The organism is Sporosarcina sp. FSL W7-1283 (assembly GCF_038003105.1).
GTDB classification, from domain to species: domain Bacteria; phylum Bacillota; class Bacilli; order Bacillales_A; family Planococcaceae; genus Sporosarcina; species Sporosarcina newyorkensis.
Map to the genome: position 1 here is coordinate 1,527,926 of NZ_JBBOOL010000001.1, position 20,002 is coordinate 1,547,927.

Below are 20,002 nucleotides of genomic sequence, written 5' to 3' on the forward strand. Positions count from 1 at the left end.
AGGTAAGTGAGCAAAATTGAAAGAAAGGCAGCCACCACGGCAATGATGGCTGATATAAATAATTCAGTCGAAATGGTAGATGTTTTAGAAAGTTTTATCGTCGAAAGGGTTCAATCATTTAATCATAAGACAAGTCCAGAAGAGATTAGCGCTCTTGCTGAACTTGTCCATGCGACAGCCATATGTCCAAGAACTATGCAAGCTGCCGAAGGTTTAGTCTTGCAAAGAGGTCAATAAAACCTATAGCTATATCTGCCACCGCCTTGGACGATCAAGTAGTATCGCCCGATGCCGCTAACAGAAATCCGGACTGGTGATTGAGTGTAGTGGCCGCCGAAGTATCTAAATCTCTGTCCTGTCTGGTATTTTCTATAGTTCGTTTCATCCACCAGGAATACATCTGAAGCATACTGAAGTTCTACTTCTACACTCAATTGCCCATTACTCTGTGCATAAGGAATTCTTGACATATAATCACTCCTTTCGAAAGATACCTACTCTATCTATCAAAATACCACAATATATAGTGGTATTCAACAGGGAGGGAGCACAATATATTGGATTTTAAAGAATTGAGGGTTTCTAAAGGACTTTCGAGATATAGACTCGCAAAGCTAACAGGATTAAGAGAATCGACACTACAGAATATTGAGAAAAGTGAATCCCCAAATCCTACATTTCGAGTCACGTGCGCAATTGCGGATGCGCTGGAAATGTCACTCGATGAATTGAGGAAATATATGAATACGTGAAAAGGAGAGAAAAAAATGATCGCAAAAGAGCTTCTTGAAATGAATGCTTATATGCCGGTGAAGCTTGCAGAGCTGGCTAAGTCTGAGCCTGAGACAGCATTGGAGTTACTTCAGGCGTAGGAAGACGGGACAAAGACGCTCCGGACGTTATGGAAAGAAGTGACCGATGCCCTGGCACCGTATGAAGTGAAATTCAGTTCGTGAATAGGAGGTATGTGACGTGCATGAGGAAAAGCAGCGACTGATCAAGCGGATCAATGAGGGAAATGAAGGCGATCACCAACAGCCCGTCCAGTGAGGTCATGAGGTTCCGTCTTAGGCTGCTGGCGAAGTTCGCCGAGGAGTTGAAAACGGTGAATGATAGAATACGCTGGCATACCTGCCGGGAATTGCGGGGAGCATAACGTGGAGTCGTTGAGGTCTGTACTCTTTGCTACTATTAACAATTTTACCAGCTTCATAGAAAAAAGCTGTTCATTGTTTGAACATGTTCAGATTTTGAACATTTAGGGTTGAGGGGGTGAGTAGATGAACGTTGGACAACTCTTGCGCTCCACACGAAAAAGAGCGGGTTTAACACAAGAGGACATGTCCCCGTTAGTCAATATTTCAAGAAGCACCATATCTAAAGTCGAACGCAACGAAATGACACTGGCAACGGAGGATTTTATCCGATGGCTGCAGACGATCCAAGCGAAACTGGCAGCTAATACAACAACATTAGAGACGAGTTTATATGTGTTCAATGGAGTGGATATCAATCTATTGGTAGACATGCTAACGAAAGTAGTGGGTGGATTTATGAGTTTCTTATTTTAGGAGGCAATCATGAAAACAGAAAGACAATCAGACAAACTCAGAAAAGAACTAGCGCTGTTTGTAGAGAAAATGCAACTAGCCGGTATCGATATTGTGGCAATAAAAAAGCCGATCGACGTTGGAGCGTCAATCAGCTATGTGAAGAATATTTGATTAATTACATTATAACACAAAGACGGAGCTTTGGCTCCTGTCGAGTAGTCCGGGATCATGCCGAAATTTTGCCCCCAAAATTAATGGTAAATACCACTCTGTTCCTGGGCTACTCGATGGGATTCAACCATCAAGAATGAAAAGGGAGAGATTAGATATGGAACATCTACAAGAACTGATTGAATTAGCTCGGCAACTAGATGCAGTTATGGATGATAACAAGGAAGTTTATGGGCTTGATATTAGCGCGTCGGGAGGAGTTAAATTCTTCACTGATCCGAAATACATCATTAAAACATTTAGTAGCTTCGACGTGAAAGAGACTTTTAAGGATGATTATCCGTTCAGGTTATCTACAGAAGTAGAAGGCGTAGTATTCGTGTCACGTACGCATCTTGACGAAGTCCATTTATTAAGAGGGTTCATTCCAGATGAAATAGTAGACAAGTATTCTACGACGGAAAAACCGAAGAAGGTTTTCAAAATTAGAACCGAACGTCAAAATGACGCAAGCCTTTCAACCAATGAAAAAGCCCAATCGCACTGGCATGCGAATGAGCAGGATGTAAACCACTTATAAAACAAACGTTCTCCTATGATTATCGCTGATCATGGAAGAACTGTCAAGAGGAAGGGGAGAGTACGATGCAGCAACCGCAGATAATTGAGCATGAGAAACAGCGCGTGCTCACGACTAGCCAACTGGCTGATTCATTTGCGACCAACAGCAAAGTCATTGCGAGGAACTTCCAACGCAATCAGGAACAGTATGCGGTCGGCACGCATTATTTTGTACTGGCAGGTGAAGACTTGAAAGCATTCAAAGCCTCACGTCAAGGTGACGCGAGCCTGAAATATACGTCAGTCCTATATCTTTGGACGGAGCAAGGCGCTTTTTTACATGCCAAGTCGCTGAATAAACAGGAAGCGTGGCAGGCCTACCATTTGCTGAACGATCAGTATTATCAGCTGTCCAGACGTATCGGTAAAGGTGACGTCAGCATGACGTCAGCCTTGCCGCCTGTTGTTGCTCAGGCCATCGCTCAGGCCATCGCACTTTTGGAAGGTAGGTTGATAGAGTTGGAAACGCATATGAAACAGGTCACGTTACATTCCGGTGAACAGCGGCGTTTGCGTCTAGCTGTTGGTGAGCGGATTTACCAATTATCCAAGCAGGATGCCGGTGCTCGTCCGGTAATGTTTCGGTCGATTTACTCGGAGATCCGGGAGCGTTATCAGGTGGATTCATACCGGGATATTAAGCAAAGTCAATTGCAGGATGCCTTACATTTTGTTTCCGAATGGGGAGTGAATTGACATGAGCACGTACCAAGAAGTCCGGCATATTCTGTCGCAGGTGAGCGGGCATGACCGTATTGTGACGATACCAAAGCTGTATATCGAGCTGACGGGCAGCCTGCCGGAAGCAATCCTGCTGAATCAAATCGTATTTTATTCAGACAAGTCTAGTCGCAAAGACGGATTCTTCTACAAAAAATACGAAGAGTGGGCGGAAGAAATTTGCCTGACTGAACGACAGGTTAGACATGCAACGAAGAAACTGAAAGAGAAGCAACTGATCGAAACGAAACTGCTAAAAGCCAATGGGGCACCAACTGTTCATTACAAATTGCTATTTGACAATCTTGTCAAATGGATTCTGACAAAAGGTAAGAATGGAATCTTACAAAATGTCAGAATGGATTCCGACAAAACGTCAGAAACATTAACAGAGATTACTACAGAGATTACTACAGTTAATAACAACAACAACGACAACGACAACGCGCATAAACCTGTCGAATCGGCATTCAAATTTTTCGAGCAGAATGGATTTGGCATACTTACTCCACATGTCGCTGACAAGATGGGGGCATGGATAGATGACACAAATGAAGGACTAGTAATATACGCTTTGCAAATAGCTGTAGAAAATTCCGCACTTCGTTGGAATTATGCAGAAAGTATTTTACGAGATTGGAGCAATAAGAAATATACCAACGTTGATCAGGTGATGGCAGCCGAATCAAAACGAACAACAGGGAGAGAACGGAATGGCAGAAATGAAAGGTCTGGAAAGCCTACTCAACATCCAAACGGGGATTACGATGGAATTGACTTCTGAAGTTTGTGACAACCATCCACTTCGTGGAGACAAGCCCATTCACTTGATGGTGATTGACGGAGAGAAAGTTTGCCCAGTATGCGAAGGGGAGAAAAGAACTGAAGAGCTTGCTAAAAAGCAAGAGAACCTTCTCAAAGTCGCTGACAGAAAAACTTCGTACAATGTCTTTCAGAAAAAAAGCGTTTTGACAGATATAGGATTGCTAGAGACATCGTTTAAAAACTATGAAGCTGTTGAATCTGAAGAGATTGCAAATAAGGACAAAGCGGTTGAAGTTTTCAGGCGTTATAAAGGCGGGGAAGTTTTCAATACATGGTTTGTTGGCAAGCCTGGGGTCGGGAAGAGTCACTTGTCCATGAGTATCCTTCGAAACCTGAACGAGTGGGGCAATCAAGATCAAAGTTGCTTGTTCGTCAGTGTGGATGAAATGCTTTTACGCATTCGTAATAGTTTCAATGACAAAGAGAGCAAGTATACGGAGTTTTATTTCGTCGATCTTCTTTCCCAAGTAGATTATTTGGTTCTAGATGACTTAGGAGCAGAGACAGGTGGCACAGGAACGGCGAAGCGAGCAACCGACTTTACTATGCGTGTCCTTTACGCCATAGCAAATGGACGTCAGAACAAGCCTTCAATCATCACGAGCAACTTGTCATTGGTTGACCTGGAAAGCATGTATGATGCCAAGCTGGTCTCCAGATTAATGCGTGACACCTGTTTGATAAGATTTCAAAACACCGTAGACAAGAGGATTAGGAATATTAATTTCTAGGAGGATGCGAAGTGATAAAGCATATCACCAATCAATTGATATTGACAGCAGGGGCATGGAATGAGTCAGGTCAAAAGGATAAAGTTCTGGAATGGCAATTCGAGCGTCAATTGTTCGACCTGCAACTGGCTACTGGAACTAACCATGAAGGTGCAATGGAAATACTGTTGGCTACGATTGAAGAAAAGGAACTAGCCGCTTAAACAGAAGGAGGTAACGTCATGGATCAAGTGTTGCTAGACAATGCGGACATCGATTGGAATATTCGTCCGTCTGAGCCAGAGATGTTTAGAGAACTGTGGGAAGAAGGATTCCATATCGATTATATTGCGAAAACATTGAAAAGAACCCAGTTGGAAGTGGCGATTTTTGTTATAGATCAATCTATCGCCGGCTTAATAACGGTGCGAAATAATGGGATATTTGGGGGGGAACATATGCGGGAGGAAGAACGCGGTGTGCTGATCACAGCCATATATCTAAAAAAGAACTACTCATTGGATTATCTAGAAGGCTTGGATAATGAAGAGCTGCAAAAGCTGTATGATCATTTATTTGCAGTTTGAAAAAGCAATTGATTCATCCCTTCACATTAAATTATTTGAGGGGGGTGCAATACATGAACAAAAAAGAACGTATTGCAGTCGTAGAACGCATAGGGGATTTGCTTGATCACTATTGCAAAGTTTGTCCCTATCAGGGCGGAATGATACGCAGCACAGTTTGCTCAACTTGTCCTATTGCGGTGGAACTTGAAAAACAAGGCAACTTACTTTACAAGCGAAAAGTTGTAACAGTGACACCTAAAGAGCTAGGAAAGCCAGACGCAAAAAGATGGACAAAAACAGAAGAAAAAAGATTGAAGGAGCTTCACGGAATCCGTACCATTTCAGAAATCGCATTTGAATTTGAACGGTCTTATTCTTCTGTGTGTAATCGTATTTCTGTATTAAAACAAAGAGGTGAAATAGAAGATGCTTCACATGCAGGAGCAACTAACCATATTTTCTGATTTGGGAGAGGAATCTTCCATTATACGAATTTTCGATAAAGTGATGGTCCGTCCAGCCATTCCTTCAGATGATGTAGAAACGTTTTATTATCTGCAGGACTACGCCGACCGAACGGGTGAGGTTATAAAAAGAACCAGCAAGAGGTTAAATCAGTTCGAGGTTCAATTTCAGGGAATAGAACGTAACGGAATATTTAATGCAGACGAATTGTTGGTGAGCAGTTGACGGATAAAAAAACTATCAAGGAAGTGAATATTATGGATCCAATGTTTTCTGCACAGAAGCTGCTGGAGTATGGAGAGCGAATAAAAAGTTTGTGGGCGATGCTTCCTACTTTCATAGATGAATACGAAATTCACGCCCGTCTAAAACGTGAAAAATTCAACGCTTTAACAAAAGAAGGTTTTACTGAAAGTCAGGCGATGGAGATCATTGTTGCGGGTCAAACTGATATGAGTCTCTAATGAACAGTAGACGGAAAATGCGACGTAGGAAAGGAAGAAAATAACGGGGGCATACTTTGAAACTAAACATGATACTTTTAAACTTACTTTTAAAGAACACGAAGTATTTGAGGGGAAAATGGTAATAGTCGATGAATCAGATACTCCCTTTCTGTGGATTGATAAAGAAACAGGCAAGGTCAGTTTTGGAGGGAAGTACTTTCTCCAGTATAAAGAACAGCGATTGCTAGAAACGTTACTGGAGTTCGTTTATACCACACAATCATTAATGAATAATGTTGATATTGATGAAGTCAAAGAAGAATTTATAAAAAACCTTATTAAATTTGAAGAAATTCAACGTGATTTTGCAATAAAGTAACCGTTCGAGGGGTGAAATTATGTATCCATTTTTCGTGGATGGAGAGAGGATATTTTCATTCTCTTACAAGCCAAGTAAGGGCGTCGTAAAAGACGATGATACCGGCAAATGGTACGAAATAACAAAAGCGCCAGAAGGGCGTAACAGAAAAGTATACGGTAAAAGAACTATCAATTTGGACGGTACTTATTGGCAAACGATGTAACGTCACATTCCGAAGAAAAGAAGGTGAAATAATGGAGTGCAAATATTGCGATATGGGTTTCCCGACAAATTATGAAGGTGATGTCGTTTGTGGTGGTTGCGGCGCTGAATGGGCTGATTGTGCAATTCCTGTAGAAGAAGATTGACGGATACTGTGCAACTACTTATTAAATAAAAAGCCTCTACTTCAGGTGAAATAGAGGCGGAAAAATCAATCTGTTTTTAGTTTAGAGAAAATTTTTATGTCAACAAATTTTCCTTTAGATTTTTCACTTTGTCTTAATGTCCCTTCGAAAGTGAAATTTAACTTTTCAAGGACTTTTATAGAACTTATGTTTTCAGGTTCTACTTTGGCTTCAACTCGATTGAGATTTAGAGAATCAAATGCGTAATTCAATAAAGTAGATACAGCTTCTGTTGCAAAACCATTGCCCCAATACTTTTTTGCTATATCGTATCCAATTTCGGCTTTAGCATTCTCAAAATCTAATGAATTGTATCCGCATGAACCAATCACTTCATTAGTATTTAACTCAACTATGGAGAATCGATTCGCTTTATTATCATTAGCCAGCTTATTAATGTGATTAATCATTTCTTTAGCTTGTTCTTCATCCGTAAAATAATCGACGTTCATGAATCTAACAACATCGGGATCAGACCATATTTTGAATAAGCTAGCTGAATCAGCGGTTGTAATTTTTCTTAAATGTATTCGTTCTGTAAATAAATCTTTAATCAATACTTTTACCTCCCAATTAGTGATTTATGGTGGATTAAAAATACTGACATCTATCTGCGCATAGTTCAGTCCTTTCCATGTTTAGGAACAACCTGATTATAAAATATACTCATAATAATGTAAATGTAAAATAAACGTCTCAGTACGAAGATGATAAGTACAAGACAGATTAGGCGTTATAAAGAAAGGGTGATGAATCTTGAAGTATTAGGAGTTACAGATAATCAAACATGCTTTGCAACGATATATCCTAAGACCAATTGCATCGGAAAAAGATATAGCAGAGGAAAGTCGACTATTAGATAAAATTACGAATGAAATCGGAGAAATGAAAGAAAAATACGGAATCCGTTAATGAACATTTCGAAGATAAAGCGAAGGGGTGATAGGCATGTGGATTGTAGTAAGAGATTGGGGTTACGAAACGTCTGTTGATGTGTTTCGTAACAAAAAAGAAGCATTAGATTATTTTGATGAGTGGGCAGAAATATCTGATGCACAAATTTATTTAGCGAAGGTGGATAAAACATTTAATCTGCCCTCTACTTAATGCACAGCCCGAAGATAATGCGAAGGAGGTTGATATACATGACTGAAGATTTTGGGCTTGGTGATATTGCAGAGTGTCCTCATTGCGGGAAAGAGTTCGAAATGAATAATCTTGATGAGGACGAAATCAATGATTTTGACTTATATTTTGAGCACATTACAACCTGTGGATGATAAGCATTCCGAAGATGAGGAACACCAGACAAAAACACGGTTGAGGAGGGTAAGTCCGGAAATGTTACTTTTAATTATAAAATTATTTATGTCTTTGATGTTTACAGTTATTACTGGGTTAGCGATATGGCATGGGTATACATTGACCATAGGAGTGAGAGTTTCATTCGAGCAATACCCTCTAAAAAGGTTCTTTGTTAAAAAACCATAATCAACAGTACGAAGGTTATGACTAACAGAAAGGGAGGGTTCCGATGGGTGATAGGAATGAGAATATCATCAAAAAAATAAAAGGACTACTCGCTATAGCCAACGATAATAAAAATGATGAAGAGTCACAGACAGCATTCATCATGGCTCAAAAACTTATGGTTAAGTACGATATTTCTTCCGGCGAAGTAGAAGAACGGCAGGAGAGCGATTCCATTCTTGAAGGAAAAGTCACAGTCCATAAAACTTTGTACTGGTGGGAAAGAAAACTTGCACAGATTATTACGAAAAACTTTAAAGTTACATTTTTTTATAACAGCAAAATATTAAAAGGTGAAAGTAAGAAAAAAAGAGCGATTATTTTTCTTGGATTTGAAAATGATGTTGCATTAGCGAAAGAAATGTATTTCCTTGCTTACGATGTATTAACATTTTACGCTAACGATTTTGTGAAAAACCATTATGCAGAAACCGAAGAATGTCGTTCTAGAGGGTACACGATGGATTTGAAAAATTCTTATATGCGCGGATTTTTGGATGGTATAAATGAAAAGTTCGAAATACAAGTAAAAGAAATGAAACAAGAATACGGCTTAATGGTGTTAGTTCCAACTGAAGTGCAACAGGCCTACGATGATATGTTTGAAGGCAAAAAGAGATTAAGTTTTAAAGTGCCTAGAATTGAAGAACTGGCCGCTTATCATCAAGGTCATGAGGACGGTGTTTCAGTAGATTACACAAAATCAACACTAGATGAAGGAGCAATCTTTTAGCGTACAACTTGAACTTTTGGTTAAATAAAAAAAGACAGGATCTCTCCCGTCATCGCTGACATTATTGTAACACACAAGGAGGGGTCTTGGTGGAGAAAACAGTGGTAGTAAGCTTAGAAGAAAACGCAACGTATTTTGTCAAAGAGGGCAAATTGGTTAAGGTGGCAGATCTGCCGAAGGGTTATGGCACACAGACGATTGTCTGGAAAGACGGAAAACCAAAGTGTGTAGATATACAGTTTACGGAAACAGTTTAATAAATTAGTTGCCAAGCGGAAGAACCGGGGCACTGAATGACAGCTTATTTGCTGTTGTTTGGTGTCCTTTTTATATTAAAAAAGGAGTGAGTGGTATGACGGAAAAGCAGAACACATTGCAAGAAGCGCAGAAGAATTTAGCGGAACAGGCACGGAAGTTTGTCGATGCGGCGAAGGTGTGGATCAGGAAATTTGTCGATGTTGTGTCTAGTTGGTTCAAGGTGCAAGTTAAGACATTCATAAGCTTTATGAAGAAGTATGAGCGAGACGTAGCACGTCATAAGCACAATCAGTACACGCGATCTACATGGCATATCAATTGGGATACACGTAAGGGCAATCAATGGATGAATCACAAGCCTGTATTCACGGTGAGAAAGATACTGCGATAAGGGGTGAGGAAAATGAGAACATTGCAAGAACAGCTAACTGAAAAAGGGCTTGCGCAGCCTATCAAACAAGTGGAAGCAAAAAAAGATACTAGCGTTAGGAAGAAAAGAGAAGAGCGATTGACAGACCGAGAGTGGCGCGAACTAATGGGGATGAATCGTGATACTTACCAGCGAGTCGGTGGAGCGTTTAGACGAAGATAACGGAGGGGATATTGATGCAATTACAGTTCAACTTACCAGAAATTGATCGAGACAGAACAAAGGAAGCAGTCGAGCAGGCGTTGGAAAAATACCGTTTATATTCCTTACAAGTGAGTTTGGACCGCCTACCATCTATTACAGCCAGTTATTCATTTACACCACCATCTGCCAAATTGCCATCCTCTTCTACAGAACAGGCCGCAATTGCTAATATTGATTATGAACAAGCTAGACTTAAATACATCAACTGGATAGCGAATGCTGTAAATCGTCTGACCAAAACAGAACGCATGATTATTCATAAGCGTTACCTTCAGGACACGGAGCTGTTTGACTATCAGATTTATACAGAGTTTAATATGTCCGAACGAAATTATTATCGAATGAAAGCACGCATGTTTTATAAGCTGGCCTTTGCATTGAAAATAGAGGTTTTCAAGGAGGGTGAAAAAAATGAAGGTTGTACAGCCGATTCGTGATTTCGAAAAAGTAGAAGAAATCATGAGGATATTAAAGGGACGAAGTGAGCGCAATTATATCTTGCTGATGGTAGGGTTATATACAGCTCTTCGTATTTCTGATATTTTAAGAATACGAGTAGAGGACATCCAGAAAGATTATCTCAATATCCGTGAAAAGAAGACATCGAAGTTTAGGCGCGTTTATTTAAACCCAGATCTACGAAAAGCATTAAGGAGCTATACAGCGGACAAGCAACCGCATGAGTTCCTTATAAAAAGCCGCGAGGGAGGGAATAAGCCAATTTCGCGTGCGATGGCTTATCAGGTTCTTAAAAACGTAGCCGAGGAAGTAGGATTAGACTCTATTGGTACGCACTCATTGAGAAAGACATTTGGCTACTGGGTGTACAAAGATACAAAAGACGTGGCTGCTTTACAAAAGCTATTCAATCACAGTAATCCAGAAGAAACATTGCGCTATATAGGTATTGAACAAGACAGCGTTGACTCCTTAATTCGTAACGTCTACAAGAATGCGAGGAGTTAACTCCTTCTTTTTTAGTTATTAATTAGCTTCAAACGGATGGTGTCAAACTCACTTGTGAGAAGTACTGCTAACCCTTGATAATACAGGGCTTGGGCGTATTGCATGAGTTTGACAAACCCACTTTTGAAGTAAACCGGAGGGGAAGAACTTGAAGATTGATAAAGCCAGGGAACGAATCAAGGATCTGCAGGATTATGTGGATGCTTATGAAGGGTACGAGCCGGGGAATGTGAAGCAGCATGCGGTGAAGTTGTATGCGGAGACGACCAATGTACAGACAGTCGCTACTTCATTGAATGAGCTTGGTTATCGCAGAGAAGGGAAATTGGTTGCTGGTAAGCAGGCGCAGGTGAAGATCATCAGCAATGACGTCACGGAGATGCTGAATGGAAAAGCAGAAGAGGGCGATCAGCTCCATCTATTTGTCCAGAAGATCCTGAACCAGAACCGGAAGCGGAAAGGGATTGTTATTTAGGATGGCAGAAACGTGGCAGACAATTGGCAGGAACACGGCAGAGCATTTGGTGAGAACCGTGTAATAATTGTATTGTTGGTAAATGTACAGGTTGCCACTGTATATCTCTCCTTTCCTTTGCCATCCACTTTGTAGGTGGGTGGTTTTCTTTAAATGAAACTTGGTATAATACAAAGTAAAGGTGGGAGTTAGTATGCAAGAGATTATTACATTGATTATTTTCACTGTTCCAGGATTATTAACATATTTTTGGATAAACCTTTTTGGCATAACTCCAACTACTAAAAGAAATAATAGCGAAGTAACAGCCATTAGTATTTTAATGTGGGTTCCAATAATGTGCATTGTTCTACTAATTTATAACCTACTTGCATTACTATCACGCTTAAATATCCCGAATTTTAGTTATGACATTCCAATTCTGAAAAAAGAATGGAGATATGTTGATAATCTTGGAGATTTGATAACGCTATCAGGTAATGTATGGTTCATTCTTTTTTACACATTGTTAACTGTAGTCGTTAGTTTTTGTTTAGCTCAATTAATCTCAAAGTATGTATATCGAAAAATGATAGAGCAAGTGAATAAAGCCAGAGAAAAGAATCATATTGCTCCTTTAGGGACACATTCAACAGTATGGGATTCAACCTTCCTGAATAATGAGTCGCAAATAGTCGGGTATAAAAGAAATGGAGAGGCGGAGTCAGTAAAGGGATGCTTAATAAGAGTACCTCGAGCTCACGAAGCTGGCAAAGCGATCGTACTCGAGGCTGTAGAACATTGGACTAATGTAATGGAGTATTACGATGTTGAAATTGAACAAACCTATGTAGACATAGACAATGGGATTGTTATTAATGTCTACAATTTAAACAGAGCTCGTGAGGCTGAAGCTTTGTTTAATGAAAGGTTCCCTGATGGAATTATTTCTTAGGTGTTACTGGTCTTGATGGCTTGCTAGTAGAAGATGGCTTATCAGCAGAGTTGGTTCTATCCGGTTGCAATCTGCTAGGTTTTGAAATAGGTTTGCTATCAGGTCTTTTCTCCATTTCGTCACCTCCCTAAGACCTATTTTATTAGAATGGCGCTATTATTACAATTATTCGGTTGTTTCAGAGTACTATGTATAAAAGTCACGTCCATTGCGGGTGTGGCTTTTTACTTATTCAATGGTTTTCTTTTCCTTCCAAATCAATTACAATACTGGTAAGGAGGGGATTAATTTGGATAATTTATTTCTCATATTGTTTTTGGTCAGCTTTGTGCTAACTGCAGTATTCGGAGTTCGTTCGATTTTGGCTGCTGTAAAAAAAGATAAGGTCAAACAAAAAAGCCAGTTAAAATTGACAGGCATTATGGTAGCTGTAATGATTGTTTCTGTCGTTGGGTTTGGTATGACCGTAGACGCGCCGGAAGAGGCGGAAGAAGCTGTAATAGATGAGCCTGATAAGGAAGTTGAGGTAGTGGATGAACCTGATAAAGCAGAGCCTGTGAAAGAAGAGCCGGCAGAGAAAAAGCCAGTGGAAGTTCCGGTAAAAGCTCCTGCAGAAAAGAAAAAGGATGTTCCTCGCGAGCATAAGAACGCTTTGAAAGCTGCAGAGAATTACATAATGATCATGCCGTTCTCAGAAAAAGGATTGTATAATCAGTTGACCTCTAACGCGGGTGATGGATATCCTGCAGACGCTGCACAGTACGCAATCGATAACATTAAAGTGGACTATAACGAGCAGGCACTTAGATCTGCGAAGAGCTATCAGGAAATTATGCCGATGTCCGACCAGGAATTGATGAACCAATTAACGTCAAGTGCTGGAGAACAGTTCACGCAAGAACGGGCAAAGTATGCAATTGATAACTTAGATTAATAAACTACGAGGCATCCGTTTAACGGGTGTCTTTTTCTTTTACATAAATGATTTCGAAATGAAAGGAGACGATCCACATGACGACCGAACCACACACTACTCACTGTAACGAAGGATGCGGCAAGTCGTTCACACTCAACAGGTTCCGCACACGTAAGGTGAAGCACAGCAACGAGAAGTTGTACTTCCTCTGTCCGCATTGCAAACAGGAGTATGTCGCCTATTATGCCAGCAAGGAAACCAAGCGCCTGCAGAAACAGATGCGACAGCTCCATGTGTCTATGCGCGGTGCCAGTCTATCCGACATGGTACAGCTGACACGGCAGGAGATGGAACTGAAGGCGATGATCAAGCAGAGTATGGACGAAGCGCGTGCACAGTCGGAAGGGTAGGTGATGAGGTGAACCAGAAGCCATTGCGGCCATGCAATCAGTACGGTTGCTCTAACTTAACACGCAAAAGATTTTGCGATTCACATTCAGATTCTCAAACTCAGCAGACGAGAGACTATGACCGGTATGGCCGTGATTCGAAAACCAAGGCATTCTACAATTCGACTGCATGGCGTAAGTTACGAGCAATGATTAAGATTCGAGATAACGGATTGTGTCAGATGTGTCTGGTTGATAAACGGATAGTGATCGGTACCATCGTGGACCATATCATTCCCATCAAAGTAGATTGGCAATTACGATTGACAGAAAATAATTTGCAGTTACTTTGTCATAGTTGCCATAACAAGAAGACAGCGGAGGATGAGAAGAGAGTGAAACGGGTATAGCCCCCCTCCCTTACGAACGCATGAGCGAATGCCTCTACACCGACTGCTCGTTTTCATCGCAGAAAAACCCGTTTTTGAAATTATTTTCTTTATACTCTTTACGAAGGAGATGAATATATTTTGAAAAAACATTTTATTTAAATTCCTCGAATTTCCATTTTAATTATGTTAGTCTGTGAGTAATCTTAAAAAAAGGAGAATAAAAATGATTAAAAAAACTATTGCAGCGTTTTGTTGTCTCACATTATTAATTAGTGGATTAACCATGTCTAACACATCTGCTCAATCGGTTACCCCACAAAATGAAGAGGATCTTACATATTTTAACGAGTTAGGAATTGACAAAGATAGTGTATTTTATGATGTATTAATTGCGATTGAAGAATTACCTGAAAATGTGGAAAGCGCGGAAGAAATCGCACAATTACTGTCAATTAAAACAGGTTTGCCAATCACTGCTGAAGGAGAGTATCTAGACTTTGGATTCTTATCTGGGAAAGAATCCAGTGAACCTATTATTTCAACTTATGATTTTACAGTTCCTGGAGCTTTAGCATGTATAGGAGCTTTAGGCGGGCTTGTGCCTGCTACAAAAATACTTAAGATCAATAAAGTCTTAAAAGCTGCCGGTGGCGCTGTAAATGTAATGAAATATGTTCATATGAATTATAAATATTATCGTGTTGAAAAAAAATACTCTAAAAAGAAAGCATTAAACCAAGCTCTCGAAGACTTTTCTGTTAAAGAGAAATTAAGTTCTGGATCGAAAGCTTTATTAAAAGATTTCTTTAACATAAGTGCAATTGGAGGAGCTTGCGCACCTTTATTCACGTACAATGAAAACCTCAAAAATGAAGTTTATTTTCTCAATGAAGATAATGCCAAAATGCTCGCCTAAAGGAGATTTTAAAAATGCGAAGCTATTTAATTTACGTTTTATTACTAATCATAATTCTTGTAGCCTTAATAGACAGCATGGGAAATATAAATAAAACTATCATGTATGGAATTGCAATTGTAAGCATTATCAGTTTAATTATTATGAAATCAAAAGAAAGAAACAAAAAATAAGACAAAAGAGATGGCAGGATCGCCATCTCTTTTTGTCTTGATGAAATAAAAAAGGGGGCATGAAGAATTTTATCACAGCTGGCCGAACACAAAGATGAGGGAAGTTGAAAAGTATTTTTTTAACAATGGTACTCTGCTCGATACTCGGCAAATGACATATGCCTTTTCGACCGTTGGAGACACAATGGGTATAGAGCCTACATGTGGATGACGTGATTATAAGCGAACGCGGTGAAGAGGTTTATGTGATTGTTGAAACCGACAGAATTATAAGCGAAGTATATGCAGGCTGGATGAAGAGATGAAGAAAACCGGTAAACAAATTTGGCTCGAAGAAAATGAAGTTTATCTCAAGCTTAAAGATGTGAATTGGATTAAGTAAATAATCTTTCCTGAGAAAGTGTGGTGATAGAGATGGCAGGCAGAAAAAAACAGCCGCTTGCTGTGATTCAAGGAAAGGGAAAATCTAAACATTTGACCAAAGAAGAAATAGAGTTGCGACAGAATCATGAAGAAAAAATGCGCGGTTCGATTGATAAAGTTGCGGCGCCTTCTTATTTGACAGCCAAGCAGAAAAGGGAATTTGAAGATTTGGCGGATGAATTAATGTCGCTTGGAATTTTCAGTAACTTGGACGTGGATGCCTTGGCCAGATACTTGGATTCGAAATATCAGTACATCCAATTCGTGCGCGATATGAAGAAAATTAAGCCGACAGAAACAATCCAGATGGATGATGGCCGAAAAATCACAGTGGCGAATGACGATTATCCGAAATTATTGCGAGCCAAAAATACGCTGTTCAATGAATGCCGGGCGGCTGCCTCTGATCTCGGTCTGACTATCTCTTCACGTTTGAAACTGGTAATTCCTCAGCCGGATAATAGTCAGCCAAAAAGTGAAGCGGAGCGGCGTTTCCGTGATAGGTTATGATTGCTACAGAAAACAGCGTGATGGATCGTGTTTTTGCTTATTGTGATGATATATTATCCGGCAAAATAAAGGCTTGTAAAAAACATAAATGGGCGGTCAAACGCTTCCTGAAAGATTATTAGGATTGTCAAAATGATGACAGTCCTTTTTATTTTGACGAAGTGGAAGGAGAGGACTTTTACTGGTGGGCAAGGGAATTTCATCACGTGGAGGGTGTGCTTGCTGGTGAACCTGTTGAACTAACTGATTTTCAGTTGTTTATCTCTGTAAATGTCTTTTGCTTCAAGAAGAAACGTAACGGTGCACGACGCTTTAGAAAAGTGTATATTCAGCTTGCTCGTAAAAATGCGAAGTCTCAATTCTTGGCCATTATCGGTTCTTATATTGCATTTCTTGGTGACGAGAAACAGCGTATGTACATTGCAGGATGGCAGAAGGACCAATCGGATGAAGTTTACATTGCAGTTAAGGACGGCATCGGTTCCAGTGAGTTGCTAGACGGGAAATGGAAAGAAGCATACGGAAAGATTGAAATTCACAACAATGGATCGGTTATAGTCCCTCTTTCTCGTGAAACGCGGAAGACAGGGGATGGGAAAAACCCTTCAGTCGGCATTGTGGACGAGTACCACATTCATGAAACATCGGAAATCTATGATGTGCTGCAGTCTGGTATGGTCGCACGGAAAGAACCGTTAATGTTCATTATCACTACTGCTGGATTTGATTTGAGCCGACCTTGTTTTACGGAATATGAATATGTCAGTCGCATATTAGACCCCGACGATCCGATTGAGAATGATGATTACTTTGCCATCATCTGCGAGTTGGAAGAGGGTGACGATATTAAAGATGAATCAAATTGGATCAAAGCCAATCCGATTGTGGCTACATACGAGGAAGGACTGGAATCGATCCGATCCGATTTACGAACAGCTCTCGATGTTCCTGAAAAAATGCGGTCTTTCATGACAAAAACCATGAATATATGGGTGGACATGAAAGAAGGAGGCTATATGCCGTCATCGAAATGGAAAGCATGTACAAATTCTTCCGTCAGTGTGGATGAGCTTGACGTATATATTGGTGTGGACTTGTCGAAAAAGATTGACCTTACCTCTGTTGGTTTCGTCTTCCCGACTGATTACGGCTTCCACGCTAAACAACACTCATTCATGCCAGAAGAAGCACTGAAAGAACGGGAATCGACAGATAAGGTGCCGTATCGTTTGTGGATTGAACAGGGTTATCTTTCTGTCACGCCGGGCGCAGTCGTGGATTATGATTTTGTACAGAATTGGATTATCAACGAAGTGGCGGAAAACGGATGGAGACCTTTGGAGTTATGTTATGACCCTTATGGTGCTACTCAATTTGCGCAAAACATGGAGCGAAAGGGTTTTGTTCCTGTTGAAATTAGGCAAGGTTATCCTACTCTTTCTGAACCGACAAAAGGGTTTAGGGAAGATGTGTATTCGGAGAAGATTACACATGACGGAGATCCGTTGCTTGCCTGGGCGGTAGGGAATGCGATTGCCGACATGGACGACAAGGAAAATATCAAACTATCTAAAAAGAAATCACGAGAACGGATTGACCCGATTGCTGCAGTTATTAATGCGTATGTCCGTGCGCGTTTTGCGCAACCGTCAGATGGCGGTGGCAACATTCGATTTGTGTCTATTCATGATTTGTAGCCAGGAGGAGATTTATTTTGCAATTATTAAAGCGACTCTTTTATGGATTTCTAATTGACCGACACTTGAAATGAAAGATAAAATTAATCCGTCTCACAGATTTTTGCTTACCTATCATTATGAAAAAGCTTGTTACTATTATAAAAAAAGCTTACGGTAATGAGTTTTCGGAATGAATGTGATCGACATCTATTTTAATTGAAAGGCGGTGAGAAATTGAAATGGCATCAACGAATTAGGCTGTCCGCACGGATGGCAGTAAAAGGGGCGGCAGCTGGATGGAAAGGCGCAGGCTTCAACTTCGTCAACTGGATGGGACGAACATTTTGGGGAATTGATAATTCTACATTAGTGACGAATGAAACTATATTTTCTGTGGTCAGTCGTTTGGCAAATAGTGTTTCATCTCTGCCAATTAAGTTGCATCAGAAATTTGACACGGTGACGAACCAGGCGGCCGACGTGTTAATTAACGTACCCAATCAAAATATGAGTGGCTTTGAATTAATGAATCAATTGGAAGTATCTCGTAACGAGGACGGCAACGGCTATGCAATTATCCAGCGTGACATCCGAATGCAACCAGAAAGTATCATTCCGATTAATGCCGCATACGTGACGCCATTCATGAATTCAGATGATGGTGATTTGTGGTATGAAGTACGTGGCGTTAATAACACCGTTTATATTCACAATTTGAATATGATTCATGTTAAACATATTTCGGGAGTATCACGTTTGAAAGGCATACGACCACTTGATGTGCTTTGTAATACGATCAAGTATGACAAGGCGGTTCAAGAATTTTCCCTCTCTGAAATGGAGAAAAAGGACAGTTTCGTGCTTGAATATGGGGCTCATGTCGATAAGGAAACCAGAGATGCTATTGTGGAGGACTTCCGAAGATTTTACCGTGAGAATGGTGGCGTCCTTTTCCAAGAACCTGGTGTTCGTGTTCAAGAGTTAGAAAGAAAATATAATGCGACTGATACGTTGGCATCCGAACGAGTAACGCGTTCACGGGTGGCCAACGTTTTTAATGTCCCTGTATCTTTCCTGAATGACACGGAAAGCCAAAGCTACGGATCCAATGAGCAAATGATGATCCAGTTCGTGCAAATGACGCTTACACCGATTGTTCGGCAATATGAACATGAATTTAATCGAAAACTACTGACAGCTGCAGACCGCAAAAATGGTCTGTATTTTAAATTCAACCTTGGTGGTCTATTACGTGGTGACACGGCTGCACGTACACAGTTTTATCAGACTATGCTTCGATCTGGTGGGATGAAGCCGAATGAAGTCCGGATGCTTGAAGACTTGCCGCCGGAAGAAGGTAAAGCGAATGAGCTTTGGATTTCTGGAGACTTGTATCCAATCGAAATGGACCCGACTGCACGAAAATCTACGAAGGGAGGTGATGGAGAAAATGGGGAAAAAGAAAAAGCCGAATAAGTTTTGGGATATGAAAATGTCGGCTACTGACAATAAATCTGCTGATATTTTTATTTATGGAGAAATCACAAAATACGCCTGGGAAGAGTACGGCGAAGTTTCGTCAATAAGCTTCAAAAATGAGTTGGATGAGCTGGGCGATGTTGCACAGATCAACTTATACATTAATAGTCCAGGGGGCAGCGTTTTTGAAACAATGGCGATTATTGCTATGTTAGAACGCCATCCGGCAGATATTATTTCACACATAGATGGGCTTGCAGCATCTTGTGCTTCTGTCCTGCCGATGATATCGAAACAAGTTATTATGCCTGCAAATGCATTGATGATGATTCACCATGCCTGGACCTATGCGAGCGGAAATGCTGCTGTTCTTAGAAAAATAGCAGATGAAATTGAACGTATCAGTCAGTCCATGTGTCAGTATTATTTGGAGCGTGCAGGAGACAAGTTATCTGCGGATCAACTGAACGAAATGCTCAAAGAAGACACTTGGCTAACGGCCCAACAATGTCTGGAATATGGGTTGGTGGACGTTGTCTCTGAATCCAATCAGGCAGTTGCCTATGCATTTGATGATGAGTGGGCTAAACGGTATGACAATATACCAAAACAGCTGCAACAATCCCAACCGTCACCTACTATGTCAGCGGATGAAATGGTGTTACGCCAAAAAATCAGAGAAGAAGCGGAAGCAAATATTGCTTACCATGACTCAATCTTAGGAGGAATTTTATATTGAAAAAACAA

35 protein-coding genes and 1 pseudogene are annotated in these 20,002 nt (G+C 40.5%); 33 read left to right on the forward strand and 3 right to left on the reverse strand.

Translation table 11 applies throughout. The features are described from left to right. Positions 1 to 6: 6 nt before the first annotated feature. A complete protein-coding gene (locus MKY93_RS07240; protein ID WP_340758645.1) occupies positions 7 to 237 on the forward strand; it encodes a hypothetical protein in 231 nt (76 codons plus the stop codon). Here MKY93_RS07240 and MKY93_RS07245 read toward each other — a convergent pair. Then, entirely contained in the window at positions 231 to 470 is a 240-nt protein-coding gene (locus MKY93_RS07245; protein WP_340758646.1) for a DUF1883 domain-containing protein, read from the reverse strand. The genes MKY93_RS07240 and MKY93_RS07245 overlap by 7 nt on opposite strands. 102 nt (positions 471 to 572) lie before the next feature. Between MKY93_RS07245 and MKY93_RS07250 the strand changes: the two genes are divergently transcribed. From MKY93_RS07250 to MKY93_RS07315, 14 genes are all read left to right on the forward strand, one after another. Further along, positions 573 to 752 (forward strand): helix-turn-helix domain-containing protein, encoded by a 180-nt coding sequence (locus MKY93_RS07250; protein WP_340760917.1) that lies wholly within the window; start codon positions 573 to 575, stop codon positions 750 to 752. A 528-nt stretch (positions 753 to 1,280) separates the two neighbouring features. Next, positions 1,281 to 1,571, forward strand: coding sequence for a helix-turn-helix domain-containing protein (locus MKY93_RS07255; RefSeq protein WP_340758647.1), 291 nt, complete (start codon positions 1,281 to 1,283; stop codon positions 1,569 to 1,571). A gap of 9 nt (positions 1,572 to 1,580) precedes the next feature. Next, positions 1,581 to 1,724 carry a hypothetical protein gene (locus MKY93_RS07260; protein WP_340758648.1) on the forward strand — a complete coding sequence of 48 codons (144 nt, stop codon included), beginning with the start codon at positions 1,581 to 1,583 and terminating at the stop codon, positions 1,722 to 1,724. 157 nt (positions 1,725 to 1,881) lie between these two features. Next, on the forward strand, positions 1,882 to 2,304 hold the full coding sequence (locus MKY93_RS07265; RefSeq protein WP_340758649.1) for a hypothetical protein: 423 nt from the start codon (positions 1,882 to 1,884) through the stop codon (positions 2,302 to 2,304). A 65-nt stretch (positions 2,305 to 2,369) separates the two neighbouring features. After that, a complete protein-coding gene (locus MKY93_RS07270) occupies positions 2,370 to 3,041 on the forward strand; it encodes an ORF6N domain-containing protein (protein WP_340758650.1) in 672 nt (223 codons plus the stop codon). Between the two features lies 1 nt (position 3,042). Beyond that, positions 3,043 to 3,849, forward strand: coding sequence for a DnaD domain-containing protein (locus MKY93_RS07275; RefSeq protein WP_340758651.1), 807 nt, complete (start codon positions 3,043 to 3,045; stop codon positions 3,847 to 3,849). Next, a complete protein-coding gene (locus MKY93_RS07280) occupies positions 3,779 to 4,621 on the forward strand; it encodes an ATP-binding protein (RefSeq protein ID WP_340758652.1) in 843 nt (280 codons plus the stop codon). The genes MKY93_RS07275 and MKY93_RS07280 overlap by 71 nt, the downstream gene beginning before the upstream one ends. A gap of 11 nt (positions 4,622 to 4,632) precedes the next feature. Beyond that, the gene (locus tag MKY93_RS07285) at positions 4,633 to 4,824 is read left to right on the forward strand and encodes a hypothetical protein (RefSeq protein WP_340758653.1); all 192 of its coding nucleotides are present in this window, start codon (positions 4,633 to 4,635) and stop codon (positions 4,822 to 4,824) included. Between the two features lie 18 nt (positions 4,825 to 4,842). Further along, positions 4,843 to 5,187, forward strand: a complete 345-nt coding sequence (locus MKY93_RS07290) for a hypothetical protein (protein ID WP_340758654.1) — start codon at positions 4,843 to 4,845, stop codon at positions 5,185 to 5,187. A 53-nt stretch (positions 5,188 to 5,240) separates the two neighbouring features. After that, the gene (locus MKY93_RS07295) at positions 5,241 to 5,633 is read left to right on the forward strand and encodes a hypothetical protein (RefSeq protein ID WP_340758655.1); all 393 of its coding nucleotides are present in this window, start codon (positions 5,241 to 5,243) and stop codon (positions 5,631 to 5,633) included. Position 5,634: 1 nt separating this feature from the next. Beyond that, a complete protein-coding gene (locus tag MKY93_RS07300) occupies positions 5,635 to 5,859 on the forward strand; it encodes a hypothetical protein (RefSeq protein ID WP_340758656.1) in 225 nt (74 codons plus the stop codon). A 32-nt stretch (positions 5,860 to 5,891) separates the two neighbouring features. Beyond that, on the forward strand, positions 5,892 to 6,098 hold the full coding sequence (locus MKY93_RS07305) for a hypothetical protein (RefSeq protein ID WP_340758657.1): 207 nt from the start codon (positions 5,892 to 5,894) through the stop codon (positions 6,096 to 6,098). Between the two features lie 118 nt (positions 6,099 to 6,216). Then, entirely contained in the window at positions 6,217 to 6,459 is a 243-nt protein-coding gene (locus MKY93_RS07310; RefSeq protein WP_340758658.1) for a hypothetical protein, read from the forward strand. A gap of 19 nt (positions 6,460 to 6,478) precedes the next feature. After that, positions 6,479 to 6,664, forward strand: coding sequence for a hypothetical protein (locus MKY93_RS07315; protein WP_340758659.1), 186 nt, complete (start codon positions 6,479 to 6,481; stop codon positions 6,662 to 6,664). 210 nt (positions 6,665 to 6,874) lie between these two features. Here MKY93_RS07315 and MKY93_RS07320 read toward each other — a convergent pair whose 3' ends face one another. Continuing rightward, the gene (locus MKY93_RS07320; protein ID WP_340758660.1) at positions 6,875 to 7,405 is read right to left on the reverse strand and encodes a GNAT family N-acetyltransferase; all 531 of its coding nucleotides are present in this window, start codon (positions 7,403 to 7,405) and stop codon (positions 6,875 to 6,877) included. Positions 7,406 to 7,796: 391 nt separating this feature from the next. Between MKY93_RS07320 and MKY93_RS07325 the strand changes: the two genes are divergently transcribed. From MKY93_RS07325 to MKY93_RS07375, 11 genes are all read left to right on the forward strand, one after another. Beyond that, positions 7,797 to 7,955, forward strand: a complete 159-nt coding sequence (locus tag MKY93_RS07325; protein WP_340758661.1) for a hypothetical protein — start codon at positions 7,797 to 7,799, stop codon at positions 7,953 to 7,955. A gap of 38 nt (positions 7,956 to 7,993) precedes the next feature. Further along, on the forward strand, positions 7,994 to 8,128 hold the full coding sequence (locus tag MKY93_RS07330) for a hypothetical protein (protein ID WP_340758662.1): 135 nt from the start codon (positions 7,994 to 7,996) through the stop codon (positions 8,126 to 8,128). A gap of 254 nt (positions 8,129 to 8,382) precedes the next feature. After that, complete coding sequence (locus tag MKY93_RS07335; RefSeq protein WP_340758663.1) at positions 8,383 to 9,111, forward strand: DUF2786 domain-containing protein; 729 nt, start codon at positions 8,383 to 8,385, stop codon at positions 9,109 to 9,111. Between the two features lie 89 nt (positions 9,112 to 9,200). Next, positions 9,201 to 9,368, forward strand: coding sequence for a hypothetical protein (locus tag MKY93_RS07340; RefSeq protein ID WP_340758664.1), 168 nt, complete (start codon positions 9,201 to 9,203; stop codon positions 9,366 to 9,368). Between the two features lie 95 nt (positions 9,369 to 9,463). Beyond that, positions 9,464 to 9,760: a hypothetical protein gene (locus MKY93_RS07345; RefSeq protein WP_340758665.1), complete on the forward strand. Its 297-nt coding sequence runs from the start codon at positions 9,464 to 9,466 to the stop codon at positions 9,758 to 9,760. A 12-nt stretch (positions 9,761 to 9,772) separates the two neighbouring features. Beyond that, the gene (locus MKY93_RS07350; RefSeq protein WP_340758666.1) at positions 9,773 to 9,961 is read left to right on the forward strand and encodes a hypothetical protein; all 189 of its coding nucleotides are present in this window, start codon (positions 9,773 to 9,775) and stop codon (positions 9,959 to 9,961) included. A gap of 14 nt (positions 9,962 to 9,975) precedes the next feature. Beyond that, positions 9,976 to 10,440: an ArpU family phage packaging/lysis transcriptional regulator gene (locus MKY93_RS07355; protein WP_340758667.1), complete on the forward strand. Its 465-nt coding sequence runs from the start codon at positions 9,976 to 9,978 to the stop codon at positions 10,438 to 10,440. After that, complete coding sequence (locus MKY93_RS07360) at positions 10,415 to 10,969, forward strand: site-specific integrase (RefSeq protein ID WP_340758668.1); 555 nt, start codon at positions 10,415 to 10,417, stop codon at positions 10,967 to 10,969. Before MKY93_RS07355 ends, MKY93_RS07360 begins: the two co-directional genes overlap by 26 nt. A 148-nt stretch (positions 10,970 to 11,117) precedes the next feature. Further along, the gene (locus MKY93_RS07365) at positions 11,118 to 11,444 is read left to right on the forward strand and encodes a hypothetical protein (RefSeq protein WP_340758669.1); all 327 of its coding nucleotides are present in this window, start codon (positions 11,118 to 11,120) and stop codon (positions 11,442 to 11,444) included. Positions 11,445 to 11,456: 12 nt separating this feature from the next. Next, positions 11,457 to 11,579 carry a hypothetical protein gene (locus MKY93_RS07370; protein ID WP_340758670.1) on the forward strand — a complete coding sequence of 41 codons (123 nt, stop codon included), beginning with the start codon at positions 11,457 to 11,459 and terminating at the stop codon, positions 11,577 to 11,579. 58 nt (positions 11,580 to 11,637) lie between these two features. After that, positions 11,638 to 12,378 (forward strand): hypothetical protein, encoded by a 741-nt coding sequence (locus MKY93_RS07375; protein WP_340758671.1) that lies wholly within the window; start codon positions 11,638 to 11,640, stop codon positions 12,376 to 12,378. Here the strand turns inward: MKY93_RS07375 and MKY93_RS07380 are convergent. Continuing rightward, positions 12,368 to 12,493: a hypothetical protein gene (locus MKY93_RS07380; RefSeq protein ID WP_340758672.1), complete on the reverse strand. Its 126-nt coding sequence runs from the start codon at positions 12,491 to 12,493 to the stop codon at positions 12,368 to 12,370. The genes MKY93_RS07375 and MKY93_RS07380 overlap by 11 nt on opposite strands. 174 nt (positions 12,494 to 12,667) lie before the next feature. On the opposite strand from MKY93_RS07380, the gene MKY93_RS07385 reads away from it, so the two are divergent. From MKY93_RS07385 to MKY93_RS07415, 7 genes and pseudogenes are all read left to right on the forward strand, one after another. Then, entirely contained in the window at positions 12,668 to 13,312 is a 645-nt protein-coding gene (locus MKY93_RS07385) for an Ltp family lipoprotein (RefSeq protein ID WP_340758673.1), read from the forward strand. A gap of 199 nt (positions 13,313 to 13,511) precedes the next feature. Further along, entirely contained in the window at positions 13,512 to 14,093 is a 582-nt protein-coding gene (locus tag MKY93_RS07390) for an HNH endonuclease (RefSeq protein WP_340758674.1), read from the forward strand. 205 nt (positions 14,094 to 14,298) lie between these two features. Beyond that, complete coding sequence (locus tag MKY93_RS07395) at positions 14,299 to 14,991, forward strand: hypothetical protein (RefSeq protein WP_340758675.1); 693 nt, start codon at positions 14,299 to 14,301, stop codon at positions 14,989 to 14,991. A 587-nt stretch (positions 14,992 to 15,578) separates the two neighbouring features. Next, entirely contained in the window at positions 15,579 to 16,097 is a 519-nt protein-coding gene (locus MKY93_RS07400; RefSeq protein WP_340758676.1) for a phage terminase small subunit P27 family, read from the forward strand. Continuing rightward, positions 16,094 to 17,794: pseudogene (locus MKY93_RS07405) on the forward strand (terminase large subunit). The gene MKY93_RS07400 and the pseudogene MKY93_RS07405 overlap by 4 nt, the downstream one beginning before the upstream one ends. A gap of 252 nt (positions 17,795 to 18,046) precedes the next feature. Continuing rightward, entirely contained in the window at positions 18,047 to 19,252 is a 1,206-nt protein-coding gene (locus MKY93_RS07410; protein WP_340760918.1) for a phage portal protein, read from the forward strand. After that, the gene (locus MKY93_RS07415; protein ID WP_340758677.1) at positions 19,227 to 19,994 is read left to right on the forward strand and encodes a head maturation protease, ClpP-related; all 768 of its coding nucleotides are present in this window, start codon (positions 19,227 to 19,229) and stop codon (positions 19,992 to 19,994) included. Before MKY93_RS07410 ends, MKY93_RS07415 begins: the two co-directional genes overlap by 26 nt. Positions 19,995 to 20,002: the final 8 nt, after the last annotated feature.

Bases quoted from the DNA above. Each gene is read 5' to 3' on its own strand.
- MKY93_RS07245 (WP_340758646.1), bottom strand. From the start codon at position 470: ATGTCAAGAATTCCTTATGCACAGAGTAATGGGCAATTGAGTGTAGAA.
- MKY93_RS07255 (WP_340758647.1), top strand. From the start codon at position 1,281: ATGAACGTTGGACAACTCTTGCGCTCCACACGAAAAAGAGCGGGTTTA.
- MKY93_RS07260 (WP_340758648.1), top strand. From the start codon at position 1,581: ATGAAAACAGAAAGACAATCAGACAAACTCAGAAAAGAACTAGCGCTG.
- MKY93_RS07265 (WP_340758649.1), top strand. From the start codon at position 1,882: ATGGAACATCTACAAGAACTGATTGAATTAGCTCGGCAACTAGATGCA.
- MKY93_RS07270 (WP_340758650.1), top strand. From the start codon at position 2,370: ATGCAGCAACCGCAGATAATTGAGCATGAGAAACAGCGCGTGCTCACG.
- MKY93_RS07275 (WP_340758651.1), top strand. From the start codon at position 3,043: ATGAGCACGTACCAAGAAGTCCGGCATATTCTGTCGCAGGTGAGCGGG.
- MKY93_RS07280 (WP_340758652.1), top strand. From the start codon at position 3,779: ATGGCAGAAATGAAAGGTCTGGAAAGCCTACTCAACATCCAAACGGGG.
- MKY93_RS07290 (WP_340758654.1), top strand. From the start codon at position 4,843: ATGGATCAAGTGTTGCTAGACAATGCGGACATCGATTGGAATATTCGT.
- MKY93_RS07295 (WP_340758655.1), top strand. From the start codon at position 5,241: ATGAACAAAAAAGAACGTATTGCAGTCGTAGAACGCATAGGGGATTTG.
- MKY93_RS07305 (WP_340758657.1), top strand. From the start codon at position 5,892: ATGGATCCAATGTTTTCTGCACAGAAGCTGCTGGAGTATGGAGAGCGA.
- MKY93_RS07310 (WP_340758658.1), top strand. From the start codon at position 6,217: ATGGTAATAGTCGATGAATCAGATACTCCCTTTCTGTGGATTGATAAA.
- MKY93_RS07315 (WP_340758659.1), top strand. From the start codon at position 6,479: ATGTATCCATTTTTCGTGGATGGAGAGAGGATATTTTCATTCTCTTAC.
- MKY93_RS07325 (WP_340758661.1), top strand. From the start codon at position 7,797: ATGTGGATTGTAGTAAGAGATTGGGGTTACGAAACGTCTGTTGATGTG.
- MKY93_RS07330 (WP_340758662.1), top strand. From the start codon at position 7,994: ATGACTGAAGATTTTGGGCTTGGTGATATTGCAGAGTGTCCTCATTGC.
- MKY93_RS07335 (WP_340758663.1), top strand. From the start codon at position 8,383: ATGGGTGATAGGAATGAGAATATCATCAAAAAAATAAAAGGACTACTC.
- MKY93_RS07345 (WP_340758665.1), top strand. From the start codon at position 9,464: ATGACGGAAAAGCAGAACACATTGCAAGAAGCGCAGAAGAATTTAGCG.
- MKY93_RS07350 (WP_340758666.1), top strand. From the start codon at position 9,773: ATGAGAACATTGCAAGAACAGCTAACTGAAAAAGGGCTTGCGCAGCCT.
- MKY93_RS07355 (WP_340758667.1), top strand. From the start codon at position 9,976: ATGCAATTACAGTTCAACTTACCAGAAATTGATCGAGACAGAACAAAG.
- MKY93_RS07360 (WP_340758668.1), top strand. From the start codon at position 10,415: ATGAAGGTTGTACAGCCGATTCGTGATTTCGAAAAAGTAGAAGAAATC.
- MKY93_RS07375 (WP_340758671.1), top strand. From the start codon at position 11,638: ATGCAAGAGATTATTACATTGATTATTTTCACTGTTCCAGGATTATTA.
- MKY93_RS07380 (WP_340758672.1), bottom strand. From the start codon at position 12,493: ATGGAGAAAAGACCTGATAGCAAACCTATTTCAAAACCTAGCAGATTG.
- MKY93_RS07395 (WP_340758675.1), top strand. From the start codon at position 14,299: ATGATTAAAAAAACTATTGCAGCGTTTTGTTGTCTCACATTATTAATT.
- MKY93_RS07400 (WP_340758676.1), top strand. From the start codon at position 15,579: ATGGCAGGCAGAAAAAAACAGCCGCTTGCTGTGATTCAAGGAAAGGGA.
- MKY93_RS07410 (WP_340760918.1), top strand. From the start codon at position 18,047: ATGGCAGTAAAAGGGGCGGCAGCTGGATGGAAAGGCGCAGGCTTCAAC.
- MKY93_RS07415 (WP_340758677.1), top strand. From the start codon at position 19,227: ATGGGGAAAAAGAAAAAGCCGAATAAGTTTTGGGATATGAAAATGTCG.